General features: G+C 66.5%; 19 protein-coding genes. 13 read left to right on the top strand and 6 right to left on the bottom strand.

Going from position 1 to position 19,814, the window contains the following annotated elements; translation table 11 throughout:
* Window positions 1–134 precede the first annotated feature (134 nt).
* Entirely contained in the window at window positions 135–851 is a 717-nt protein-coding gene (locus QX010_RS09715) for a polysaccharide biosynthesis/export family protein (RefSeq protein ID WP_315803884.1), read from the top strand.
* 193 nt (window positions 852–1,044) lie between these two features.
* On the opposite strand, the gene QX010_RS09720 is transcribed toward QX010_RS09715, so the two are convergent.
* Entirely contained in the window at window positions 1,045–1,716 is a 672-nt protein-coding gene (locus QX010_RS09720) for a dienelactone hydrolase family protein (protein WP_316179102.1), read from the bottom strand.
* 32 nt (window positions 1,717–1,748) lie between these two features.
* Window positions 1,749–2,063, bottom strand: a complete 315-nt coding sequence (locus QX010_RS09725; protein WP_410051940.1) for a hypothetical protein — start codon at window positions 2,061–2,063, stop codon at window positions 1,749–1,751.
* Between the two features lie 298 nt (window positions 2,064–2,361).
* Here QX010_RS09725 and QX010_RS09730 point away from each other — a divergent pair, with 298 nt between their 5' ends.
* The 4 genes from QX010_RS09730 (at window position 2,362) to QX010_RS09745 (ending at window position 7,871) form a co-directional block, all read left to right on the top strand.
* A complete protein-coding gene (locus QX010_RS09730; protein ID WP_315735504.1) occupies window positions 2,362–2,850 on the top strand; it encodes a (2Fe-2S)-binding protein in 489 nt (162 codons plus the stop codon).
* Window positions 2,847–5,129, top strand: a complete 2,283-nt coding sequence (locus QX010_RS09735; protein ID WP_316179104.1) for a xanthine dehydrogenase family protein molybdopterin-binding subunit — start codon at window positions 2,847–2,849, stop codon at window positions 5,127–5,129. Before QX010_RS09730 ends, QX010_RS09735 begins: the two co-directional genes overlap by 4 nt.
* A 218-nt stretch (window positions 5,130–5,347) precedes the next feature.
* Window positions 5,348–6,457, top strand: coding sequence for an HD-GYP domain-containing protein (locus QX010_RS09740; RefSeq protein ID WP_315803881.1), 1,110 nt, complete (start codon window positions 5,348–5,350; stop codon window positions 6,455–6,457).
* A 112-nt stretch (window positions 6,458–6,569) separates the two neighbouring features.
* The gene (locus tag QX010_RS09745; RefSeq protein WP_316179106.1) at window positions 6,570–7,871 is read left to right on the top strand and encodes a cytochrome P450; all 1,302 of its coding nucleotides are present in this window, start codon (window positions 6,570–6,572) and stop codon (window positions 7,869–7,871) included.
* Window positions 7,872–7,892: 21 nt separating this feature from the next.
* On the opposite strand, the gene QX010_RS09750 is transcribed toward QX010_RS09745, so the two are convergent.
* Window positions 7,893–9,467 (bottom strand): AMP-binding protein, encoded by a 1,575-nt coding sequence (locus QX010_RS09750; RefSeq protein WP_316179107.1) that lies wholly within the window; start codon window positions 9,465–9,467, stop codon window positions 7,893–7,895.
* Between the two features lie 155 nt (window positions 9,468–9,622).
* Between QX010_RS09750 and QX010_RS09755 the strand changes: the two genes are divergently transcribed.
* Together QX010_RS09755 and QX010_RS09760 are read left to right on the top strand one after the other, a co-directional pair.
* Window positions 9,623–10,447 carry an RnfABCDGE type electron transport complex subunit D gene (locus tag QX010_RS09755; protein WP_316179108.1) on the top strand — a complete coding sequence of 275 codons (825 nt, stop codon included), beginning with the start codon at window positions 9,623–9,625 and terminating at the stop codon, window positions 10,445–10,447.
* Window positions 10,444–11,769, top strand: a complete 1,326-nt coding sequence (locus QX010_RS09760; protein WP_316179110.1) for a DUF2330 domain-containing protein — start codon at window positions 10,444–10,446, stop codon at window positions 11,767–11,769. The genes QX010_RS09755 and QX010_RS09760 overlap by 4 nt, the downstream gene beginning before the upstream one ends.
* A gap of 18 nt (window positions 11,770–11,787) precedes the next feature.
* Here QX010_RS09760 and QX010_RS09765 read toward each other — a convergent pair whose 3' ends face one another.
* Window positions 11,788–12,198: a VOC family protein gene (locus tag QX010_RS09765; RefSeq protein ID WP_315803876.1), complete on the bottom strand. Its 411-nt coding sequence runs from the start codon at window positions 12,196–12,198 to the stop codon at window positions 11,788–11,790.
* 123 nt (window positions 12,199–12,321) lie between these two features.
* Here QX010_RS09765 and QX010_RS09770 point away from each other — a divergent pair, with 123 nt between their 5' ends.
* From QX010_RS09770 to QX010_RS09795, 6 genes are all read left to right on the top strand, one after another.
* Window positions 12,322–13,296: a tripartite tricarboxylate transporter substrate binding protein gene (locus QX010_RS09770; protein ID WP_316179112.1), complete on the top strand. Its 975-nt coding sequence runs from the start codon at window positions 12,322–12,324 to the stop codon at window positions 13,294–13,296.
* A 208-nt stretch (window positions 13,297–13,504) separates the two neighbouring features.
* On the top strand, window positions 13,505–13,798 hold the full coding sequence (locus QX010_RS09775) for a DUF3551 domain-containing protein (protein ID WP_315803874.1): 294 nt from the start codon (window positions 13,505–13,507) through the stop codon (window positions 13,796–13,798).
* A 146-nt stretch (window positions 13,799–13,944) separates the two neighbouring features.
* On the top strand, window positions 13,945–14,562 hold the full coding sequence (locus tag QX010_RS09780; protein WP_315715042.1) for a hypothetical protein: 618 nt from the start codon (window positions 13,945–13,947) through the stop codon (window positions 14,560–14,562).
* Window positions 14,549–14,929 (top strand): transcriptional regulator, encoded by a 381-nt coding sequence (locus QX010_RS09785; protein ID WP_315803873.1) that lies wholly within the window; start codon window positions 14,549–14,551, stop codon window positions 14,927–14,929. The genes QX010_RS09780 and QX010_RS09785 overlap by 14 nt, the downstream gene beginning before the upstream one ends.
* Before the next feature lie 38 nt (window positions 14,930–14,967).
* The gene (locus QX010_RS09790; RefSeq protein ID WP_316179114.1) at window positions 14,968–15,711 is read left to right on the top strand and encodes a di-trans,poly-cis-decaprenylcistransferase; all 744 of its coding nucleotides are present in this window, start codon (window positions 14,968–14,970) and stop codon (window positions 15,709–15,711) included.
* A 69-nt stretch (window positions 15,712–15,780) separates the two neighbouring features.
* Entirely contained in the window at window positions 15,781–17,727 is a 1,947-nt protein-coding gene (locus QX010_RS09795; protein ID WP_316179115.1) for a tetratricopeptide repeat protein, read from the top strand.
* On the opposite strand, the gene QX010_RS09800 is transcribed toward QX010_RS09795, so the two are convergent.
* Complete coding sequence (locus QX010_RS09800; protein ID WP_316179116.1) at window positions 17,724–18,938, bottom strand: helix-turn-helix transcriptional regulator; 1,215 nt, start codon at window positions 18,936–18,938, stop codon at window positions 17,724–17,726. The two genes, QX010_RS09795 and QX010_RS09800, sit on opposite strands and share 4 nt — an antisense overlap.
* Before the next feature lie 348 nt (window positions 18,939–19,286).
* Window positions 19,287–19,709 carry a GFA family protein gene (locus QX010_RS09805; RefSeq protein WP_316179117.1) on the bottom strand — a complete coding sequence of 141 codons (423 nt, stop codon included), beginning with the start codon at window positions 19,707–19,709 and terminating at the stop codon, window positions 19,287–19,289.
* Between the last annotated feature and the right edge of the window lie 105 nt (window positions 19,710–19,814).

Here is a 19,814-nt window from a genome sequence, read left to right on the forward strand (position 1 = left end):
CGCGGTGGGAGGGGGATTTTTTTCGAACCGCCTTCACCGCGGCGCGCTTGCGGATGCACGGACTGCACGCGCCAACGGTTTGTTAACCTTAACCGCGCATGACTAACGCACATCCTCATTCAAGGATTGTTCGAGTGCGCGCGTTGTTTGTTCCGGTCATTGCCGTCCTGTCCGCGATCCTGTTGTCGGGCTGCATGCAGACGATCTCCCCCGTCGCTGCCGTCCAGCCGCAGAGCGATCTCGACGCGATGGCCTATGGAACGCCTTCCTCCGGCCCGGTTGCCGCCACCGGGCAGGGCGGGGCGATCCCGGCGCTGCGCAACTCGTTCGCTGCCGCCACTCGCGCGGGCGCCTATGTCGTTCCCGCCGGCTACGTGCCGGCGCGGCGCGACTCCGCCTATCATCTCGACGCCGGCGACAAGCTGCGCGTCGTCGTCTACGGCCAGGAGGGCCTGACCAACACCTATGCGATCGACGCGTCCGGATCGATCACGATGCCGCTGATCGGCAGCGTGCCGGCGCGTGGCCGCACCACTGCCGGCCTCGCCGCCGAGATCACCGCCAAGCTCCGCAACGGCTACATCCGCGAGCCATCGGTGGCGGTCGAGATCGAGGCCTATCGCCCGTTCTTCATCCTCGGCGAGGTGCAGGCGCCCGGCCAATACCCTTACGTGCCCAACATGACGGTGGAGAGCGCAATCGCGATCGCCGGCGGCTTCTCGCCTCGGGCGCGGCGCGACATCGTCACCCTGACGCATACCGATGCGTCCGGAGTCGCGCGCTACGAGGTTCCGCTCGGGACCTCGCTCAAGCCGGGAGATACGATCCAGGTCGGCGAGCGCTGGTTCTGATATCAGCACGTCTCGCCCGGCTACAGGGATACATTGCCGCCGAGTGGCGCGCTGCTCCATCCGCCGTCATTGCGAGCCAACGGGTCCGCGCACATGCGCGGCCCGATGACAGGCTCCGCGAAGCAATCCAGAGCGTCACGCGCGACTCTGGATTGCTTCGTCGCTTCGCTCCTCGCAATGACGGTGGTGAGGTTCAGCGCAAATGCGTTCCGAGGAACGCGAGGCTACGGGTCCACGCCAGATCCGCGCTCGGCTTGTCGTAGCTCGCACGCTCGTCGCAGCCGAAGCCGTGCTGTGCGCCGGGATAGACGAAGATCTCGACGTCCGGCCGCTTGGCCTTGATGGTCTCGACGTCGCTCAGGGGGATGCCCGCGTCCTTCTCGCCGAAATGGAGCTGGGTCGGCACCGTCGGCTTGTCGTTGGCGAAGCGGACGATGGCGCCGCCGTAGTAGCCGACCGCGGCCTTCAGCCCGGTGAGCTTGGTCGCAGCCGCATAGGCGATGCTGCCGCCGAGGCAGAAACCGATGATGCCGACCGGCCCGACATTCCTCACGCCGTCGATTGCGGCCTGGGTGTCGCGCAAAAAGGCCGCCCAATCCGGATTGGCGACGAACTTGCGCGCGACCGCGATCTCGTCAGGCGAATAGCCCGAGGTGAAGCCGGGCTCGACGCGGTCGAAGATCGCCGGCGCGATGGCAACGTAACCTTCGGCGGCGAGGCGGTCGCAGACGTTACGGATGTGATGGTTGACACCGAAGATCTCCTGGATGACGACCAGCGCGCCCTTTGCAGTTCCCGTCGGATCGACGCGATAGGCGCCGAGCTGGAACCCGTCCGATGCCGTCAGCTTGATGTCCTGTCCCACGTTATGTCCTCTTTGCGGTCGTCAGGCGCCTGTCAGCGCCACATCCAGTTGGTGCCGTAGTCCTCTTTCCAGCCTGTCAGCCGTCCCCTGCGGAATTTCAGGTAGAGGCGGTGATGGTGCGGGACCAGTCCGCTGCCGCCGAGATTGCGCAGTGCCAGAAAGGTCTCGTTGCCGGGCGTGCCGTTCAGATAGATCAACGGCTGCTCCAGCACGCGCGATGTCTCACCGACATCCATGCCGAAGGCAAGCGGCGTGACATTGAATAACGTCGCTGTGAAAGGCGCGTCAGCGACGCCGGGCGTCTGCCCTGCCGCAGAAGGGGTTACGGCCGACAGGCTCGGCAGCATGGCCGCAGCCAGGCACCGCGTCATGCGTATGGATGGTCTCATGGGCTGAAATCTCTTCTCGCTGTCGGCGTTGGCTGCATCTCTTCTTAACGTGCGCGGCGTCACGAGCCCAGCATCGTTCGCGCTGCACAACGCAAATGCCGTTTCATTTCGCAAGCCGGCGCTCAAATCCCGTTGCGTCGCCGTGGCAACGCGATCATTCTTATGATGGCTGGCATCTATCCGGTGGGTTCCAGCGAATCGATAAAACCGAACTTCGCCGTAAGCGAAGTCGCACGCCGGGCGGGGAAGAAACCACATGCCCAATCTCACCATCAACGGGCGGACCATGTCCGTCGACGCGGCGCACGATACGCCGCTGCTATGGGTCATCCGCGAGCAGTTGCAGATGACCGGCACCAAGTTCGGCTGCGGCGCCGGGCTGTGCGGCGCCTGCACCGTGCATGTCAACGGCGAGGCCGTGCGCTCGTGCCAGACCATGGTCGGCGACGTCGCGAACAAGAAGATCACCACCATCGAGGGGCTGTCGCAGAAGGGCGATCATCCCCTGCAGAAGGCGTGGATCGCCGAGCAGGTGCCGCAATGCGGCTACTGCCAGTCCGGCCAGATCATGCAGGCGGCCTCGCTGCTCGCCAAGACCACGAGCCCGACCAAGGAGGAGATCGTCGCACATATGGACGGCAATCTCTGCCGCTGCATGACCTATTCGCGGATCCAGAAGGCGATCCAGCGCGCCGCGTCCGAGATGCGCACCGCGTCGAACACCAGCGACCGGAGGGCGACATGAACCAGCACGTGAAAGCAGCGCCTTCGATGGCCCCCGATCTCAGCCGCCGCTCGTTCCTGGTCGGCACCGCCGCGACCGGCCTCGTGCTCGGTTACGCCGGCCTCGCCGACAGCGCACTCGCCGCCGCGGCGCCTGCAAACTTCGAGCCCAGCGTGTGGTACGCGATTGCGCCGGACGGCATCGTGACCGTGACCTGCGGCAAGGCCGACATGGGCCAGCACATTGCGTCCACCATGGCGCAGATCGTTTGCGAGGAGCTCGGCGCCGCCTGGAAGGACATGCGGGTCCAGCTCGCCTCCAACGATCCGAAGTTCAACGATCCCGTGCTCGGCGCCCAGATCACTGGCGGCAGCTGGAGCACGATGATGAACTTCGATGCCATGAGCCGCGCCGGCGCAGCCGGCCGCATCGCGCTCACCGAGGCGGCTGCGACCGCGATGGGCGTGCCGGCGAAGGAGCTCGTGGTGCGCGACTCCGTCGTCATGCATCCGAAGTCGAAGAAGCAGATGACCTATGCCGAGATCGTCAAGAGCGGCAAGATCACCAAGAGCTTCACGCCTGACGAATTGAAGGCGCTGACGCTCAAGACGCCCGATCAGTACACCATGATCGGCGTCTCGGTGCCGCAGCTCGACATTCCCTCCAAGACCAACGGCACGGCCAAATATGGCATCGATACGATGCTGCCGGGCATGGTCTACGGCAAGGTCGTCACGCCGCCGGTGCGTTTCGGCGCCACGGTCACGGCGGTCGACGATTCCGAGGCCAAGAAGGTGCCGGGCTTCATCAAGGCGGTGACGCTCGACGACAAGACCGGTTCGACCTCGGGCTGGGTGGTGGCGGTCGCCAACACCTATGCCAACGCCAGGAAGGCGGCGGACGCGCTCAAGATCAGCTACGACAAAGGCCCCTACGCCAATGTCAGCACCGACACCATCATCACCGAGGCGATGCGGCTGCAGGCGCAGGACGATGCCGGGCAGTTCTTCGTCAAGGATGGCGATCCCATTGCAGCGCTATCGGGCGCGGCCAAGGTGCTGGAGGCGGAGTACACCACCAGCATCAACATCCATGCGCCGCTGGAGCCGATGAACGCGACCGCCGAGTTCAAGGGCGACATCCTGCACATCTACTCCGGCAATCAGTTCGCGACCCGTTCCGGCGCGATCGCGGCGGGTGCTGCCGGGATCGATCCGAAATATGTCGTGATGCACCAGGCCTGGCTCGGCGGCGGCTTCGGCCGCAGGCTCGACGCCGACATGATGGTGCCGGCGGTGCAGGCGGCCAAGGCCGTGGGCAAGCCGGTCAAGGTGATCTACTCCCGCGAGAACGACATGACGATGGACTACTCGCGGCCGCTCACCTACCAGAAGGTCAAGGCCGGGCTCGACAGCAACGGCAAGCTGATCGCACTCAGCCACGACGTCGTCTCGGCGTGGCCGACGGCGCGCTGGGGCATCCCGGACTTCCTGTCGCCCTCGGTCGACAAGAAGGGCCCGCTCGACTCGTTCACGGTCAACGGCGCCGACTTCTTCTACACCGTGCCCAACCACCATGTGCGCGCGATCAAGAACGAGCTTGCGCACAATGCGACGCCGTCCGGGCAATTGCGCTCGGTGGCGCCGGGTTGGACGTTCTGGGCGGTCGAGAGCATGATCGACGAGATCGCGGTGGCCTCGGGACAGGACCCGGCGCAGTTCCGCATCGCGCTGCTCGACGGCAAGGGCAAGAACGACGGCGGCGCGCAGCGGCTGCGTAACACGCTGCTGGCGGCGATGGGCCTGTCCGGCTACGGCGCGAAGAAGCTGCCGAAGGGCGAGGGCATGGGCGTGTCCTGCGTGTCGTCGCAGGAGCGGGCGACCGCGAGCTGGACGGCGTGCGTCGCCCATGTCGCGGTGGCTGACGACGGCGCGGTCACGGTGAAGAAGCTCACCGTGGCGACCGACGTCGGCACCCAGGTGCATCCCGACAACATCCGCGCCCAGGTCGAGGGTGCGGCGCTGTGGGGATTGTCGCTGGCGATGTATGAGAAGGCGACGCTGAAGGATGGCGGCATCGAGCAGACCAACTTCGACAGCTACACGCCGCTGCGGATGAGCCAGGTGCCGGAGGTCGCAATCGCCGTGATCGCCAACGGCGAGAAGGCGACCGGCGTCGGCGAGCCCGCGGTGACCGTGGTCGCGCCGGCGCTCGGCAACGCCATCTACAATGCCTGCGGCGCACGGCTGCGCTCGCTGCCGATCACGTCGGCGGCGGTCAAGGCGGCGATGAAGGTCTAGCGTCGTCGCGCGACCAGCACCGTATCTGGGAACCGCCGGAGCCCGTCTCCGGCGGTTCTTTTTTGCGCTGCGGTCAGGTCTCAGCGCCGGGCGATTTGAGCAATTCCCTTAACTTCGCGCTCACCTGAAACGATACAGCTTGAATGATCGGCTTAAGCCGCGACGAACCCGTATCCCGGTAACTTGCATGAGCAGCAAACCGCAGGGGGCGAGCCCGTATGAGCGCGACAGCCAAGCAGACCGTGACCCAGACCGCGAACAGGCGCCATCTCCTGCTCGCGTCGGATCGCGGTGACCAGAGCAGCGAGCTGGCGCGCATCCTGCGCTCGGTCGGCGACGTCGACATGATGCCGACCACCGAAATCCCCGAGAACCCCGGCAACCGCTTCTCCGGCGTGATCGTCGACATCAACCTGCGCTCGCCGGAGAGCGTGCAGCGGGTGCGCAAGAAGCTGTCGTCGCGCGCCTATAGCGAGGTGCCACGGCTGTTCGTGCTGGCCGAGGCGCTGCACCACGCCACCATGCAGGCGTGGGCGCTGGGCGCCACCGACACCATCGCGCGGCCGTTCAGCCCCGCCGATGTGCTGCAGCGCATCCGCTCGGCGCTCCCCGCCGACGACGGCTATGACGAGACTGATCGCGGCAAGCTGCTCAATCGCGGCGTCGAGGCCGCGCAGGCCATCATGGTCAAGATCTTCGAGAAGCTGCCCACCGGCGCGCATCTGACGATGGAGGACATCGTCGCGGCCGAGAACAAGATCCTGAAGGCGATCAAGCACTCGTCCTTGCGCGAATGGATGACCGTGGTCGGCTGTCACCACAACGACACCTACCGGCATTGCCTGTTCGTGACCGGGCTTGCGGTCGGCTTCTCGATTCATCTGGGCATGCGCGACGACGACCAGCGCCGGCTGGTCCGCGCGGCGCTGCTGCACGACGTCGGCAAGGCGTTCATTCCGGTCGCGATCCTCGACAAGCAGGGCAAGCTGACGGCGGAGGAGATCGCGCTGCTGCGCCAGCATCCGCGCCGCGGCTACGAGGCGCTGTGGCGGCAGGGCGGCTTCCCGCCGGAGATGCTCGACGTCATCCTGCATCACCACGAGTTCCTCGACGGCTCCGGCTACCCTGACGGGCTGCACAACGAGCAGATCAGCGACATCGTGCGTCTCACCACGATCGTCGACATCTACGCCGCGCTGATCGAGCACCGCGCCTATCGGCCGGCCTTCACCCATGCCCGTGCGTTCCAGATCATGGAGAACATGGGCCCGAAGCTCGACCAGCAACTGCTGCAGGCGTTTCGCCCGGTCGCGATGGGCGCGCATTGACGCGATCGCCTGAGAGCGCATCCATCGCCCGGCGGTAGCTGCTCGACGCAAGTGCATCTCGGCGGAGGCGCACTATCCTACCCGCCAATCGATGAAAGGCGGGAGGAGCAGCATGGGCGCAGCCGAACAGGCCGGCGAGGTCATTCCCGGGCCCATCGCCGCCGCGCTGGTCGATCCGGCCTGCTACGCCGACCACCGCATCCATGATGCCTATCGCTGGCTGCGCGCCAACAACCCGCTCGGGCGGGCCGAGCTCGATGCGTTCGATCCGTTCTGGGTGGTGACGCGGCACGCTGACATTCTCGCCATCAGCCGTCAGAACGATCTGTTCCACAATGCCGACCGTGCGACCACGCTGACCAACAAGGCGGTGCTGGAGCGCGTTCACAAGATTACCGGCCAGCCCAATCTCGTGCGTTCGCTGGTGCAGATGGATGCGCCGGACCATCCGAAATATCGCGCGCTGACGCAGGGCTGGTTCATGCCGGCCAACATCGCCAAATTCGAGCCGCGCATTCGCCAGATCGCGCGTGCGACCGTCGACCGCATGGCGGCGAAGGCCGCGGCCAATGGCGGCGTCTGCGATTTCGTCGCGGACGTCGCGCTCGGCTATCCGCTGCATGTGATCATGGAGATCCTCGGCGTGCCGGAACAGGACGAGCCGCGCATGCTCAAGCTGACGCAGGAGCTGTTCGGTCCGCAGGATCCGGACACCGCGCGGGTGCGCGAGGCGCTGTCGGCGGAGGTGTTCGCGGCCATGCTGCAGGCCGTGGTCGCGGATTTCGCCGCCTACTTCCAGCGCATCACCGACGACCGCAGGGCCAATCCGCGCGACGATCTCGCCACCGTCATCGCCAATGCCAGGATCAACGGCGAGGACATGCCGCTGCATGACCGCACCAGCTACTACATGATCGTTGCGACCGCAGGCCACGACACGACGTCGTCGTCGACCGCCGGCGCGATCTGGGCGCTGGCGGAAGACCCCGAACAATTCGCGCGCGTCAAGGCCGATCCCGCGCTGATCCCCGGACTCGTCGACGAGGCGATCCGCTGGATGACGCCGGTCAAGCACTTCATGCGCAGCGCCACCGCCGACACCGAGCTCGGCGGCCGCCATATCGCGAAGGGCGACTGGCTCATGCTGTGCTACGCGTCAGGCAATCGCGACGAAGCCGTGTTCGACGAGCCCGACACGTTTCGTTGCAACCGCAAGCCGAACCGGCACGTCGCCTTCGGCTATGGCGCGCATCTTTGCCTCGGCCAGCATCTCGCCAGGCTCGAGATGCGCATCCTGTTCGAGGAGTTGCTGCCGCGCCTCGCGTCGCTGTCGCCGGTGGGACCGGTGAAGATGACGCAGGCGACCTTCGTCAACGGGCCGAAGAAGCTGCCGATCCGCGTGGAGATGTCTTGAGGTCGAGCCGCTCGATCCTGCTCAATCCAGCAGCTTGCGCAGCTCGGCCTTTGCGACCTTCTCCAGGGTCGAGCGCGGCATCTCATCGACGAGCTTCACCTCGCGCGGCACCTTGAAGTCGGCGAGACCGGCGCGGCAGGCGGCCAGCACCTTCCCGGGAAGTTCGTCGCGCGCGATCCCGGGCTGCGGGATCACGAACGCGACCGGCACCTCGTCCAGCATCGGATGCTTCCTGGCGACGACGGCGGTCTCGCGCACGCCGGGCACGGTGATGATCACCTGCTCGATCTCGGACGCCGCGACGTTCTCGCCGCCGACCTTGAGCATGTCCTTGGTGCGATCGCCGAACTTGATGAAGCCGTCGGCCAGGCGCGTGACGCGGTCGCCGGTGAGGAAGAAGCCGTCGGCATCGTAGCTCGTGCGGGTCGCTTCGGCGTTGTAGAGATACTCGGCGAACAACGACAGGCCGGGCACGCCCTTGATGGCGAGGTTGCCGGTGGCGCCGACCTCGGTGGGCCGGCCGTCATCGTCGGTGATGCGGATGGTGTATTCCGGTGCGGCCCGGCCGATCGACATCGGCGCGTTGGGCTGGTCGATCTCGCCGACGATGCCGTGGGTGATGGTCTCGGTCATGCCCCACCAGCCGATGATCTTGATGCCGAACCTGGCAAACGCAGGCGGCTCGGATACCGCCGTGCCCCACAGCCGGAACTTGTGATGCTTCGGCACCTCCTGGTCGAGCAGCGCCTTCATGCAGAACGGGATGGTCGAGGTCCAGGTGCAGCCATGCTCGAGCGCGACGCTCCAGAAGCGGCTCGCGGAGAAGCGCGGCTGGATCACGCAGGTCGCGCCGACCCAGAGCGTGGCCAGCATCGAATAGGCCAGCGCGTTGGTGTGGAACAGCGGCAGATAGGTCTGGTGCACGTCGCCTTGATGAAGGTCCTCGTGCACGGCATTGACCTTGGCGCCCCATAGCGCGTTGGCATGCGTCCACAGCACCGCCTTCGGCCGCGACGTCGTGCCCGAGGTGTATTGCACGCTGCAAGGCGCCAGCGGGTCGGCCGGCCGCCGCGGCCGGTCGGCACTGTCGGCAAACAGCGCTTCGAAGCGCTCGCCGCGTCCGACGGCCGGCGCCTCCGCCTGACCGGGATCGTGCGAGATCACGGCCATCCACCTGAGACCGCGGCAATGCGCCGCGATCATCTCGGCATAGGCCGGCTGGGTGATCGCCGCCACCGCGCGACAGTGCTCGGCGAAGTAGCTCATTTCGGCGGCTGCCGAGCGCGTGTTGGTCGTGACGGCGAGTGCGCCGAGTTCGACACAGGCGAACCAGGCGAGCATCGCCTCGACGCAATTGTCGAGATGGATCAGCACGGCATCGCCAGGCCGGACGCCGCGCTTGACCAGCCCTGCGGCCAAGGCGCCGACACGGTCGTGAAAGGCGCCATAGGTCCAGCGGCGCGCCGGCGCATCGAACGGGGCGGAGATCAGGAACGGATGGTCGCGCCGGGTCTCGCTGCGCAGCTTCAACAGCCAGGGCACGTCCATGCCGTCGAACGGCGTCACCGTGCCCGCTGCCATCGTCGTTCCGTTCATCTTCGCTCCCGCCATTCTTGAGTACGGCCTGTCTCCGGCCGCTTCGTTCTTGTCGTCGTCTTTTGCCACCTCGCGCCGCCGCGATCAAATCGGGATTGAACCCGTCTCCGTCTGCGGGCGACCAATGGCGCGGCAAGACACGCCCGGAGGTTTGCATGCAGGCCGAGCCACGACCATGGCGGCTGCCCGATGCGCGCTATTTCCAGATCGCGGCATTGGCGACGCTGCTGGCGATCAATTTCGCCGCGATCGATTTCGGCGCGCGTCCCGCAGCGAGCGTGATCGCGGTCACCATGGCGCTGCTCACGCAGGTGGCCTGCTGCCGCATCGCCGGCATGCCGCTCGATCTCAAATCGCCGCTGATCACCGGCCTCTCGCTCAGCCTGCTGTTGCGCGCCGATGCGCTGTGGCTGCATGCGGCGGCGGCCATGATCGCGATCGGCTCCAAATTCGTGCTGCGCATCGACGGCAGGCACATGTTCAACCCGGCCGGGCTCGCGATCGTGGGGCTGCTGCTCGGCTCCAAGAGCGTGTGGATCTCGCCGGGCCAATGGGGTACGGAGATCTGGTTCGCGAGCCTCGCCGGCTTCTTCGCGATCCTCGTGCTCAGCGCGTCCCGCCGGGTGGATATCGCGCTGTATTTCTTCGCAAGTCACGCCGCGCTCCTGCTGCTGCGCGCCGCCTGGCTCGGCGATCCCCTGGCGATTCCGCTGCATCAGCTGCAGAGCGGCTCGCTGCTGATCTTCACCTTCTTCATGATCTCCGACCCGCGCACCTCGCCGGACTCGCGCGTCGGCCGGCTGCTGTTCGCGCTGAGCGTTGCGGTCGCGGCGCACTACCTCACCTTCGCCCTGCAGATGCGGCCGGCGCTCTATGTGGCGCTGATCGCGCTGTCGCCGCTGACGCTGCTGCTCGATCGGCTCGTCCCTGAGACCCGCTTTTCCTGGCGTTCATCCGTTCCCGAAGGAGTGTCGACATGACCCCGCGTGACAACAAGCTCTTCCGCACCGGCGTCGCGGCTACCGCGATCCTGGCCAACGCGGCGATGGCGCCGGCGAATGCCTTCTGCGGCTTCTATGTCGCCCAGGCGGATGCAAAACTGTTCAACCAGTCGTCGAAGGTCGTGCTGGCCCGCGACGGCGAGCAGACCGCGATCACGATGGCCAGCGACTTCGAGGGCGACGTGAAGGAGTTCGCGGTCGTCGTTCCCGTGCCGACCTTCATCGAGCGCAAGCAGATCGGTGTGGTCGAGCCGAAGACGATCGATCATCTCGACAAATACACCGCGCCGCGGCTGGTTGAATATCATGATGCCGACCCTTGCGCGCCGGTCGTCGTTGCGGCGCGGGCCATGTCCGCGGCTCCAATGATGGCAGGCGCCGTCTACGAGATGGCCCGGCGGAACTATGGCGTCACCGTCGAGGCCAGCTACGACGTCGCTGAATACGACGTGCTGATCCTGTCGGCGCAGGAGAGCGACGGCCTGACCCGCTGGCTGACCGACAACGACTATCGCATCCCGGCGGGCGCGGAGTCCGTGCTCGGCAGCTACATCAGGCAGGGCATGCGGTTCTTCGTCGCCAAGGTCAATGTCGAGCGGATGAAGGGACTGGGGAACGGTCAGCTCCGGCCCCTGCAGGTACGCTACCGGAGCGCCAAGTTCATGGTGCCGCTGCGGCTCGGCACGGTCAATGCCAGGGGACCGCAGGACCTCATCATCTATACCCTGACGAGGAGCGGCCGCATCGAGGCGGCCAATTATCGCACGGTGAAGATCCCATCCGACATCGATGTCCCGCTCTATGTGAAGGACGAGTTCGGGCCGTTCTACAAGGCGCTGTTCGAGCGCGCCGTCGCGCGTGAGAACATGCAGGCGGTGTTCGTCGAATATGCCTGGGACATGGGATGGTGCGACCCCTGCGCCGCCGATCCGATGAGCAACAGGGAGCTGGTCGAGCTCGGCGCGCGCTGGATCGGCAGCGACGACGACGCCTCGTTCCGCACCACGCGCCGTGGCGGCTCCGATGCCTACGCGACCCGGCTGCACGTGCGCTACGATGCCAAGACGTTCCCCGAGGACATCGTGTTCATCGAGACCAAGGACCGCAGCAATTTCCAGGGCCGCTATGTCCAGCACCACCCCTGGCGGGGCGAGGCGTCCTGTCCAGCGGCGAAGACCTACCAGGACAATCTCGCCGCACGCTTCGCCAGGGAGGCGACGGATCTCGCGCAACTGACCGGATGGTCGCGCAGCGAGATCGCCGCCAAAATGGAGAAGAGCGGCGAGACCGCGAGGCAATGACCTCGGCGTGGCCCCGGCTCAATCCTGATACGACGAGATCTCGATCAGGCTGCCGTCGGGGTCGCGGCAATACACCGAGCGCAGGGTGCCGCGCGCGCCCTGCTTGGCGACCGGGCCTTCCTCGATGGCGACGCCGAGCGCCCTGAGATGCGCCACAACCTCGTCGGGGGTGCTGGTGGTGAGGAAGCAGAGGTCGTCGCTGCCGGCCACGACGTGGTCGGCCGTGAACCAGTCGACCTTGTCCGCGTCCTTCGGTCGCACGTTGATCTTCTGGTTCCCGAACAGCAGCGACGTGCGCCTCGCCTTGCCTTGTCCGGGATCAAACACCTGGACCGTCATGCCCAGCACTGCTTGATACCACGCCGTCGTGCGCTCGACGTCGGCGACATTGATGACCAGATGATCGAGCGCATCGACCTTGACCGGCATGGGCTCTTCCCTCCTGATGGGACATCGATCTCGCCGCCATCGCGGCACTCTGTTACAATCGATGTTACAATAGATCCTGGCGGCTCGTTGACCGCCGCCCAACGATAATGCCTGAGGAAACGCATGATTTCACGTCGTACCGCGCTTGGTCTGATCGCCTCCGCCGTCCCGTCCATCGCTGCTGTTCGCAACGCCTCCGCGGCCGACTATCCCACCCGTCCCGTCCGCTTCGTGGTGGGGTATCCTCCGGGCGGCGCGACCGACATCCTGGCGCGGCTGATCGGCCAGCGGCTGTCCGAGACGCTCGGTCAGCAGTTCATCGTCGAGAACAAGCCGGGAGCCGGCAACAATATCGGCACCGATGCCGTGGTGAACGCGGCGGCGGACGGCTACACCGTGTTGCTGGTCAATCCGGCCAACTACATCAATGCCAGCCTCTACACCAATCTCAAATTCAACTTCGTCCGCGATATCGCGCCGGTGGCCTCGTTCAACCGCGTCCCCAACGTGATGACCGTCAACAAGGACATCGAGGCCAAGACCGTCGCCGAGTTCATCGCCTATCTCAAGGCGAACCCCGGCAAGGTGAACATGGCCTCGTCCGGCAACGGCACCTCGGTGCATCTGTCGGGCGAGATGTTCATGGCGATGACCGGAACCAAGATGCAGCACGTGCCCTATCGCGGCGCGGCGCCGGCGATCACCGACATGCTCGGCGGCCAGGTGCAGGTCATCTTCGACAACATGCCCTCCATCATCCAGCACATCCGCTCCGGCTCGTTGCGGGCGCTCGGCGTCACCACCCAGCAGCGCTCAACGCAATTGCCGGACGTCCAGGCCGTCGCCGAGACCGTACCCGGTTACGAGGCGAGCGCGCTGTTCGGTATCGGCGCGCCGAAGAACACGCCGAAGGAGATCATCGAGAAGCTCAACAAGCAGGTCAACACCATCCTGGCCGAGCCCGAGATCAAGACCCGTCTCGTCGATCTCGGCGGCGAGCCGCTGATCCAGTCGCCGGAGCAGTTCGGCGCCCAGATCGTCGCCGAGACCGAGAAGTGGAAGAAGGTCGTCGAGTTCGCCGGCCTGAAGGTCGAATGAGACGAGTAGGCGACGCCGCGATCGCCGGGCCGCGCGCCGCGGCAGGTCTTCGATGAGGCGCCAGCCCGCCAGACGGGTGTCGAGGGCTGAAGGTGACGTGCCGCGCAGGCGACACGTCACTGCCTTGGTTGGTGATCCGTTCCGCCGATTTGTCGTTTTTTGACCATGCCGGTGTGGTGCAACCCTCCGGCCAGAAGAGGAACAGATCATGCGCAAGGTTATGATGATGGCAGCCGGCCTCGTCGGCGTTGCACTTGGTGGCGGTATCGCGCCGGCCTCCGCAGGCGGTTACGACTATCCCTGGTGTGTGCAGGGCCGAGGCGTCGGTTACCCCGGTGACTGCTCCTACCAGACCTTCGAGCAATGCCGGGCGAGTGCCTCCGGGCGCAATGCAGGCTGCGGCATCAATCCGCGCGTCGCGTTCGATCCTGCCCGCCGCCGCCCCTCGGTCTATGTCGACATGCCGCCGCCGCGCCGCGTGCACCGCTATCAGTATTACTGACACCCTCGACCGAGCGGGTCGGCGTGCGCGACCGATCGGCTGACGCAGGCGCGCTTCCGGGATCGCGCGGGCTTGCATCGACTTTGCGTTCGTATATACTTTGTACCGCAAAGTTAAAAGAGCCGGTCACCGGCTTCAGGTGAGACATGCGCGATCTCGATAAGGCGCTGGCGGACATCATCGCGATCCGCAGCCAGCTTGCGGCGGGCACGGCATTTCGCGGCTACGGGCCGGCGACGATGGCCGCGACCTCGGCCGTCGCGCTGGTCACTGCGCTGCTTCAGCAGCTGTTTCTGCGCGACCCGACGGCCGACGCGTGGACGTTCCTGCTCGGATGGGCGGCGGCAGCCTGCGTGTCGCTGACCATGATCTGGTTCGAGATGCGGGCGCGATCGCGCCGGCATCATTCCGGCCTTGCAGACGCGATGATCCATCAGGCGGTCGAGCAGTTCCTGCCAGCGGGCATCGCCGGCGTGCTGCTCGCGGTGCTGTTGTGGAAGTTCGCGCCGGAGGCGCTGTGGATGCTGCCGGGCCTGTGGCAGATCCTGATGTCGCTCGGCGTGTTCGCGTCGGTGCGCTCGCTGCCGCGCACGGTAGCGCTTGCCGGGGCGTTCTATTTCATGGCCGGCTTCGCCGTGTTGCTGGTCGGCAGCGCCACGCATGCGCTGTCGCCGTGGACGATGGGGCTTCCGTTCGCGATCGGACAGGGGCTGATGGCGGGCATTCTGTATTTTGCGACCGGAGAGTCCGATGTCGAAGACTGATGGCAGCGCGCCGTTCTCCTATGACGGCCTCGATCGCGTCATCCACGAGAAGGCAAGGCTCGGCCTGCTCACCTCGCTGATGGCGCACCCGAAGGGTCTCGCCTTTGCCGACCTCAAGCAGCTCTGTGGGCTGACCGACGGCAATCTGTCGCGGCATCTGCAGGTGCTGCAGGAGGCCGGTCTCGTCGAGGTCACCAAGGGCTATGAGGGTAATCGCCCGCATACCACCTGCCGGCTGACGAAGGCGGGACGCCGCCGCTTCCTCGACTATCTCGCCGTGCTCGAGCGCCTCGTCCGCGACGCCGCGGCCGCTGCCGGCAAGGAGCACACGCCATCGTCGGCCGGCCTGATCCCGGGCCGCGTCTGACTCTCGCATCGCGTTTATTTTTGACCTGGAGCTTTGCAATGCAAAGTAGTCTGCAACCTCAATCGCCTGCTGTGGTGGATGGCCTGCATGTTGGCATCATCATGGATGGCAATGGCCGCTGGGCGACGCGCAAGGGCCTGTCGCGGCTGCGCGGGCACGAGGCGGGCGTCGAGGCGATTCGGCGCGTCGTCGAAGCCGCGCCCGACCAGGGCATCGGCACGCTGACGCTGTATGCGTTCTCCAGCGACAATTGGCGACGCCCGCGGGCCGAGGTCGCAGCGCTGATGGCGCTGCTGCGGATCTATCTCGCCAGCGAGGTGGAGGCGCTGGTGCGCAACGGCGTCCGCCTCACCGTGATTGGCCGCCGCGACCGGCTGCCCGGCGGCATCGCCGACGCGATCGGCCGGGCCGAAGCGGCGACCCGCGACGGCAGCACCCTGCATCTGCGCATCGCCGTCGACTATTCGGCGCGCGACGCCATCCTCGCGGCGGCGGCGAAGGCCCGCGACATCGACGGCCTGACGCGTGCGGCGTTCTCCGACCTCGTGACCGGCCAAGCCGGCTTGCGCGACGTCGACCTGATCATCCGCACCTCCGGCGAGCAGCGCCTGTCGGACTTCCTGCTCTGGGAAGGTGCCTATGCCGAGCTGCACTTCACCCAGCGCATGTGGCCCGATTTCGATGCCGCCGATCTGGCCCAGGCGCTCGCCTCCTTCCGCGGCCGCGAGCGCCGCTTCGGCGGCCTCGAGGCGGCGCCGCTGGCACCGGCGCCGGTCGCCTGACGACGGCGCAATCTTTCCGCGCATCGGGGAATCATCTACCGCTTGCAGCACGAGCGCAGAGATCCCCTGATGAAGCACAAGCCGCGCCGGTCCGCCGGCAAGCCCCCGGCCAAATCCGGATCGATGGGCCACAGCGATACGCCTGATGCGCTGTGTGCCGCGGCCTTGCGGCTGCTGCGCGCCGGACAGTTCGCGCAGGCCGAGGATGCGTGCCGCCGCGCGCTGACGCTGGACGCAGCCTCGCTCGACGCGCTGCGTGCGATGGGACAGGTCTGCTTGGCGCTCAAGCGCGCCGATGATGCGATTGAGTGGTTCGCCCGCGCCGTTCGGCAGGACATGTCGGCCGCGGAGTCCTTCGTCGGCTTGGCGCAGGCGCTGCGGCTCGCCGGCCGCACCGATGAAGCGATCAAGGCTTACGATCGCGCGCTGCAACTGCAGCCGGATGCGGTCGAGAGCTGGGATGCGCTCGGCGAACTGCTGCAGGCGAAGCAACGGCACGCCGAGGCGGCGCTGGCCTGCGATCGGCTGCTGCAGCTCGCGCCCGATCGCGCCGCGACGTGGTTTCGTCTCGGCGAGGTGCTGGAAGCGCAGGGGCGGCGCGACGAGGCGGCCCTGGCCTTCGATCAGGTGGCGCAGCTCAGGCCTGACCACCTCGAGGCGGCCAACAAGGCCGGCGCACTGCATTTCGATGCCGGTCACTATGAGCAGGCCATCACGCGCTTTGGGCAGTCGCTGGGGCTGATGCCCGATCAGGCGGGCGTGCTGTATCTGACGGGAATCGCGCTGCGGCGGCTGCGCCGCTACCAGGAAGCCGAGACGTTCGGCCGCCGTGCGCAGGCGCTGGCGCCTGACGATCCCGACGTCGCCAATGGCTATGGCTGCATCCTGCAGAACCTCGGCCGTCACGATGACGCCGTCGCCATGTTCGACAAGGCGATCGCGCTCCGGCCGCAGACCGCGGATTTCCATAATCATCGCGGCACGTCGCTGGCCGAGCTGCATCGTTTCGCCGAGGCGTTCGACAGCTTCGATCGCGCCGTCGCGCTGAAGCCGGACCTCGCCGATGCGCATTGGAACGCGGCGCTGTTCCGGCTGCTGACCGGCGACTTCGCCCGTGGCTGGGCGGCGCGCGAATGGGGACGCAAATGTCGTGCCGTCGGCTTCGTCGAGCGCAGCTTCGAGGCGCCGCTGTGGCTTGCCGATGCGCCGCTGGTCGGCAAAACGATCCTGCTGCACAGCGACGAGGGGCTCGGCGACACCATCCAGTTTTCGCGCTACGCCACCCTGGTGGCGGCGCAGGGCGCGCGCGTGGTGCTCGAGGTCGACGCGCCGCTGCAGCCGCTGTTGTCCGGCCTGGATGGCGTGGCGCAGTGCCTTGCCCGCGGCATCGATGCGCTGCCTTCCATCGACTATCACTGCCCGCTGTCGAGCCTGCCGCTCGCCTTCGCCACCCGGCTCGACACCATCCCTGCCGCGCCGTGCTATCTGCCGCGCCCTCCCGAGGCGCGCCGGGCGATCTGGGAGCAGCGATTAGGTCCGCATGACCGCTTGCGGGTCGGGCTCGTCTGGTCCGGCAACCCCTCGCATCTCAACGATCACAACCGTTCGATTCCGCTGCTGGCGCTCGCGCCGCTGCTCAAGATTGGGGCGCGGTTCGTCAGTCTGCAGAAGGAGCCGCGGCCGTCCGACAAGGCCGCGCTCGCCGCGCGCGACGACATTCTCGATCTCACCGCCGACATCCGTGACTTCGTCGACACGGCTGCGCTGATCGACAGTCTCGACCTCGTCCTCACCGTCGATACCAGCGTGGCGCATCTGGCCGGCGCGCTTGGCAAGCCGACCTGGATCATGCTGCCCTTCACGCCGGACTATCGCTGGCTGCTCGGCCGTGACGACAGTCCCTGGTATCCGAGCGTGCGGCTGTTCCGCCAGGACGCGCGACGTGACTATGCCGACGTCGTCGTGCGCGTGCGCGATGCGCTGGCGCAGCAGGTCGCGGCGTTTTCCGCGACTTAAGGATCGGCATTCAGCAGACCGATCGATATCTCGTGGATGCGCCGCGTCAGCTCGGCGACGCTGCGCCATCCCGTCTTCTCCCGGGTGCGCTTGAGATGCGTGTAGACCGTCGTGACCTTGATGCCGCGATGCGCGGCATATTCGACCGCAGTCATGCCGGTACTCAGCGCACAGGCCAGTTGCGCCTCCGCCCTGGTCAGACCATGAAGGTCCTGAAGCAGATGCGCCGCCGGGCTGTCCCGCATCGGATCACGCACCAGCATCACCACCATCGCAGCGGGCCAATCCGAACGAGGGTGTCGTTTGTGCAGGGAGCGCAGCGATATCGTGCAAGGCGGCAAGCCGCCTGGACGCGGCGCCAGGAAATCGAGCGCGGCATCCGTGCCGATCAGGCCGTCGGTACGCGTCGCCGCGCTGAGCGCGCGCGCATAGCGATTGCGCAGATCGGCCGAGGCGAAGACGATGCCGCGCCTCTCGATCCGGAACATGGCGCCGTCTGCCGAGATGGCTTGCAGGCTCGGATTGAGGTAGACGATCTCGCCTCTCGGATCGAGCAGTGCGACGCCGTCCTTCAGCACATCGAGTGCGGTCGTGCCGATATCGTTGCCATAGGCTGTGACGAGGCTGTTTCGCATTCTAAGTGCGCGCTGCAGATGGGGCGTGAGGCGGTGCATCAGGGCGATGTCGGCCTTGCCGACATGGCCCTGCCGCGGCGTTCGCTGCAGGGTCAGGGCGACCATCCGCTGCGGCGACCGCTCCAGCACCGCTGAGAGGAAATAGCGAAGCCCGGCGCGCGGCAGGAACTCTGCATAGAACGGATCGCGGTTCATGGCGCTCTCGTCCATGACCTGATAGTCCCAGGCCAGTTCGCCGCGCTGTTGGTTCAGCGCCATGCGCAGGCGCGGATTGCGGGGCGCGAAGTAGGTGAGGTAGTCGTCGCCCTCGGCCGCAGCAACACCGCTGCTGTGAAAGGTCAGGGGCTGCCGGACGATCGGGTCGATGACCTCGAAGGTGGCACCCTCGGACCTCGTCAGTTCCCGGACGCAATCCAGTGCGTCCGTGATGCCATCCGGTTCCGCAAAGCCCTGATAGATGGCGTCCAACGCCCGCGAATAGAACTCGCTCTGCACGGTGACCTCGCTGCCATGACCGGGAAAGGGTGCGCCGGTCTGAATAATCAACCCGGGCGCGTGGACGATATTCCCCTTCATGGGTCGGCATGCGGCGCGTGAGGTTCATCGCGCGACGGTCGCGCGAAGCCGCGAGATTGGCAGGCCTGCCCAGGCCGTCGGCTGAGGAGTGGCGCACGATCGGAGCTTCACTTGGCCGGAGATGAGTGATGAGGATCCCTGTGCCGCGCGTGCGGCGACAGTCGCACAGAATTCGACGTCGGATGCGCCGGATGGCGCGGGCCGTGCTCGCCGCGCTTCAGGAGTCGCGGTTGCGCACCGCGCGCCGATTGATCCACGATCATCGGCATCTGCTCGACTGATGAGATATGAGAAGGACGCCGGCCGAGCCCCGGAGCCTGTCATGCTCCGGGGCTCGGCATCGCCAGGCTACTCAGCGACGGCTTCGCCCGAGCCCCCGAACTCGCGCGGAAAGTCCTTCAGCTTCGGCAGGCCGTCGCGCATCGGCAGCACGGTCTCGGCATAGTTCACGTGCACGGCCGGCTTGAAATCGAGATCCGGAAGCGTTGCCGCGAACACGTCGACCAGCCCGAGCGGCGGATGAGTGGTCATCAAATGTCCACCGCATTTGGCGCAGTACTGCCGCTGGCTCAACGGCGTCTTCTGGAACATCGCCACGTGCTCGGTGCCGGCTGCGATCCTGACCGCGTCCGGCTTCCACAGGCTGAAGGCGTTGACAGGGCCGCCCGACCACGAGCGGCACGACCGGCAGTGACAATAGCCCATCGCCTCTGGCGCCCCGGACACCTCGACTTCGACCGCTCCGCAAAAACATCGTCCAGTGAGTGTCATCCTCGTCCTCGTTGGTTGTAAGGCCGCAGACGGCATCACTCCCGAAGCCCTGTGTCTTGGCGCGCGGCGACGATCGGCAGGGCTGGCACGACCGCGCGTGACCCA

Origin of the sequence: Bradyrhizobium sp. SZCCHNRI1009 (genome assembly GCF_032487575.1) — a bacterium.
Classification (GTDB): domain Bacteria; phylum Pseudomonadota; class Alphaproteobacteria; order Rhizobiales; family Xanthobacteraceae; genus Bradyrhizobium.

Bases quoted from the DNA above. Each gene is read 5' to 3' on its own strand.
- QX010_RS09725 (WP_410051940.1), bottom strand. From the start codon at position 2,063: ATGCTGCCGAGCCTGTCGGCCGTAACCCCTTCTGCGGCAGGGCAGACG.
- QX010_RS09730 (WP_315735504.1), top strand. From the start codon at position 2,362: ATGCCCAATCTCACCATCAACGGGCGGACCATGTCCGTCGACGCGGCG.
- QX010_RS09735 (WP_316179104.1), top strand. From the start codon at position 2,847: ATGAACCAGCACGTGAAAGCAGCGCCTTCGATGGCCCCCGATCTCAGC.
- QX010_RS09740 (WP_315803881.1), top strand. From the start codon at position 5,348: ATGAGCGCGACAGCCAAGCAGACCGTGACCCAGACCGCGAACAGGCGC.
- QX010_RS09745 (WP_316179106.1), top strand. From the start codon at position 6,570: ATGGGCGCAGCCGAACAGGCCGGCGAGGTCATTCCCGGGCCCATCGCC.
- QX010_RS09750 (WP_316179107.1), bottom strand. From the start codon at position 9,467: ATGAACGGAACGACGATGGCAGCGGGCACGGTGACGCCGTTCGACGGC.
- QX010_RS09755 (WP_316179108.1), top strand. From the start codon at position 9,623: ATGCAGGCCGAGCCACGACCATGGCGGCTGCCCGATGCGCGCTATTTC.
- QX010_RS09760 (WP_316179110.1), top strand. From the start codon at position 10,444: ATGACCCCGCGTGACAACAAGCTCTTCCGCACCGGCGTCGCGGCTACC.
- QX010_RS09765 (WP_315803876.1), bottom strand. From the start codon at position 12,198: ATGCCGGTCAAGGTCGATGCGCTCGATCATCTGGTCATCAATGTCGCC.
- QX010_RS09770 (WP_316179112.1), top strand. From the start codon at position 12,322: ATGATTTCACGTCGTACCGCGCTTGGTCTGATCGCCTCCGCCGTCCCG.
- QX010_RS09775 (WP_315803874.1), top strand. From the start codon at position 13,505: ATGCGCAAGGTTATGATGATGGCAGCCGGCCTCGTCGGCGTTGCACTT.
- QX010_RS09780 (WP_315715042.1), top strand. From the start codon at position 13,945: ATGCGCGATCTCGATAAGGCGCTGGCGGACATCATCGCGATCCGCAGC.
- QX010_RS09785 (WP_315803873.1), top strand. From the start codon at position 14,549: ATGTCGAAGACTGATGGCAGCGCGCCGTTCTCCTATGACGGCCTCGAT.
- QX010_RS09790 (WP_316179114.1), top strand. From the start codon at position 14,968: ATGCAAAGTAGTCTGCAACCTCAATCGCCTGCTGTGGTGGATGGCCTG.
- QX010_RS09795 (WP_316179115.1), top strand. From the start codon at position 15,781: ATGAAGCACAAGCCGCGCCGGTCCGCCGGCAAGCCCCCGGCCAAATCC.
- QX010_RS09800 (WP_316179116.1), bottom strand. From the start codon at position 18,938: ATGAAGGGGAATATCGTCCACGCGCCCGGGTTGATTATTCAGACCGGC.
- QX010_RS09805 (WP_316179117.1), bottom strand. From the start codon at position 19,709: ATGACACTCACTGGACGATGTTTTTGCGGAGCGGTCGAAGTCGAGGTG.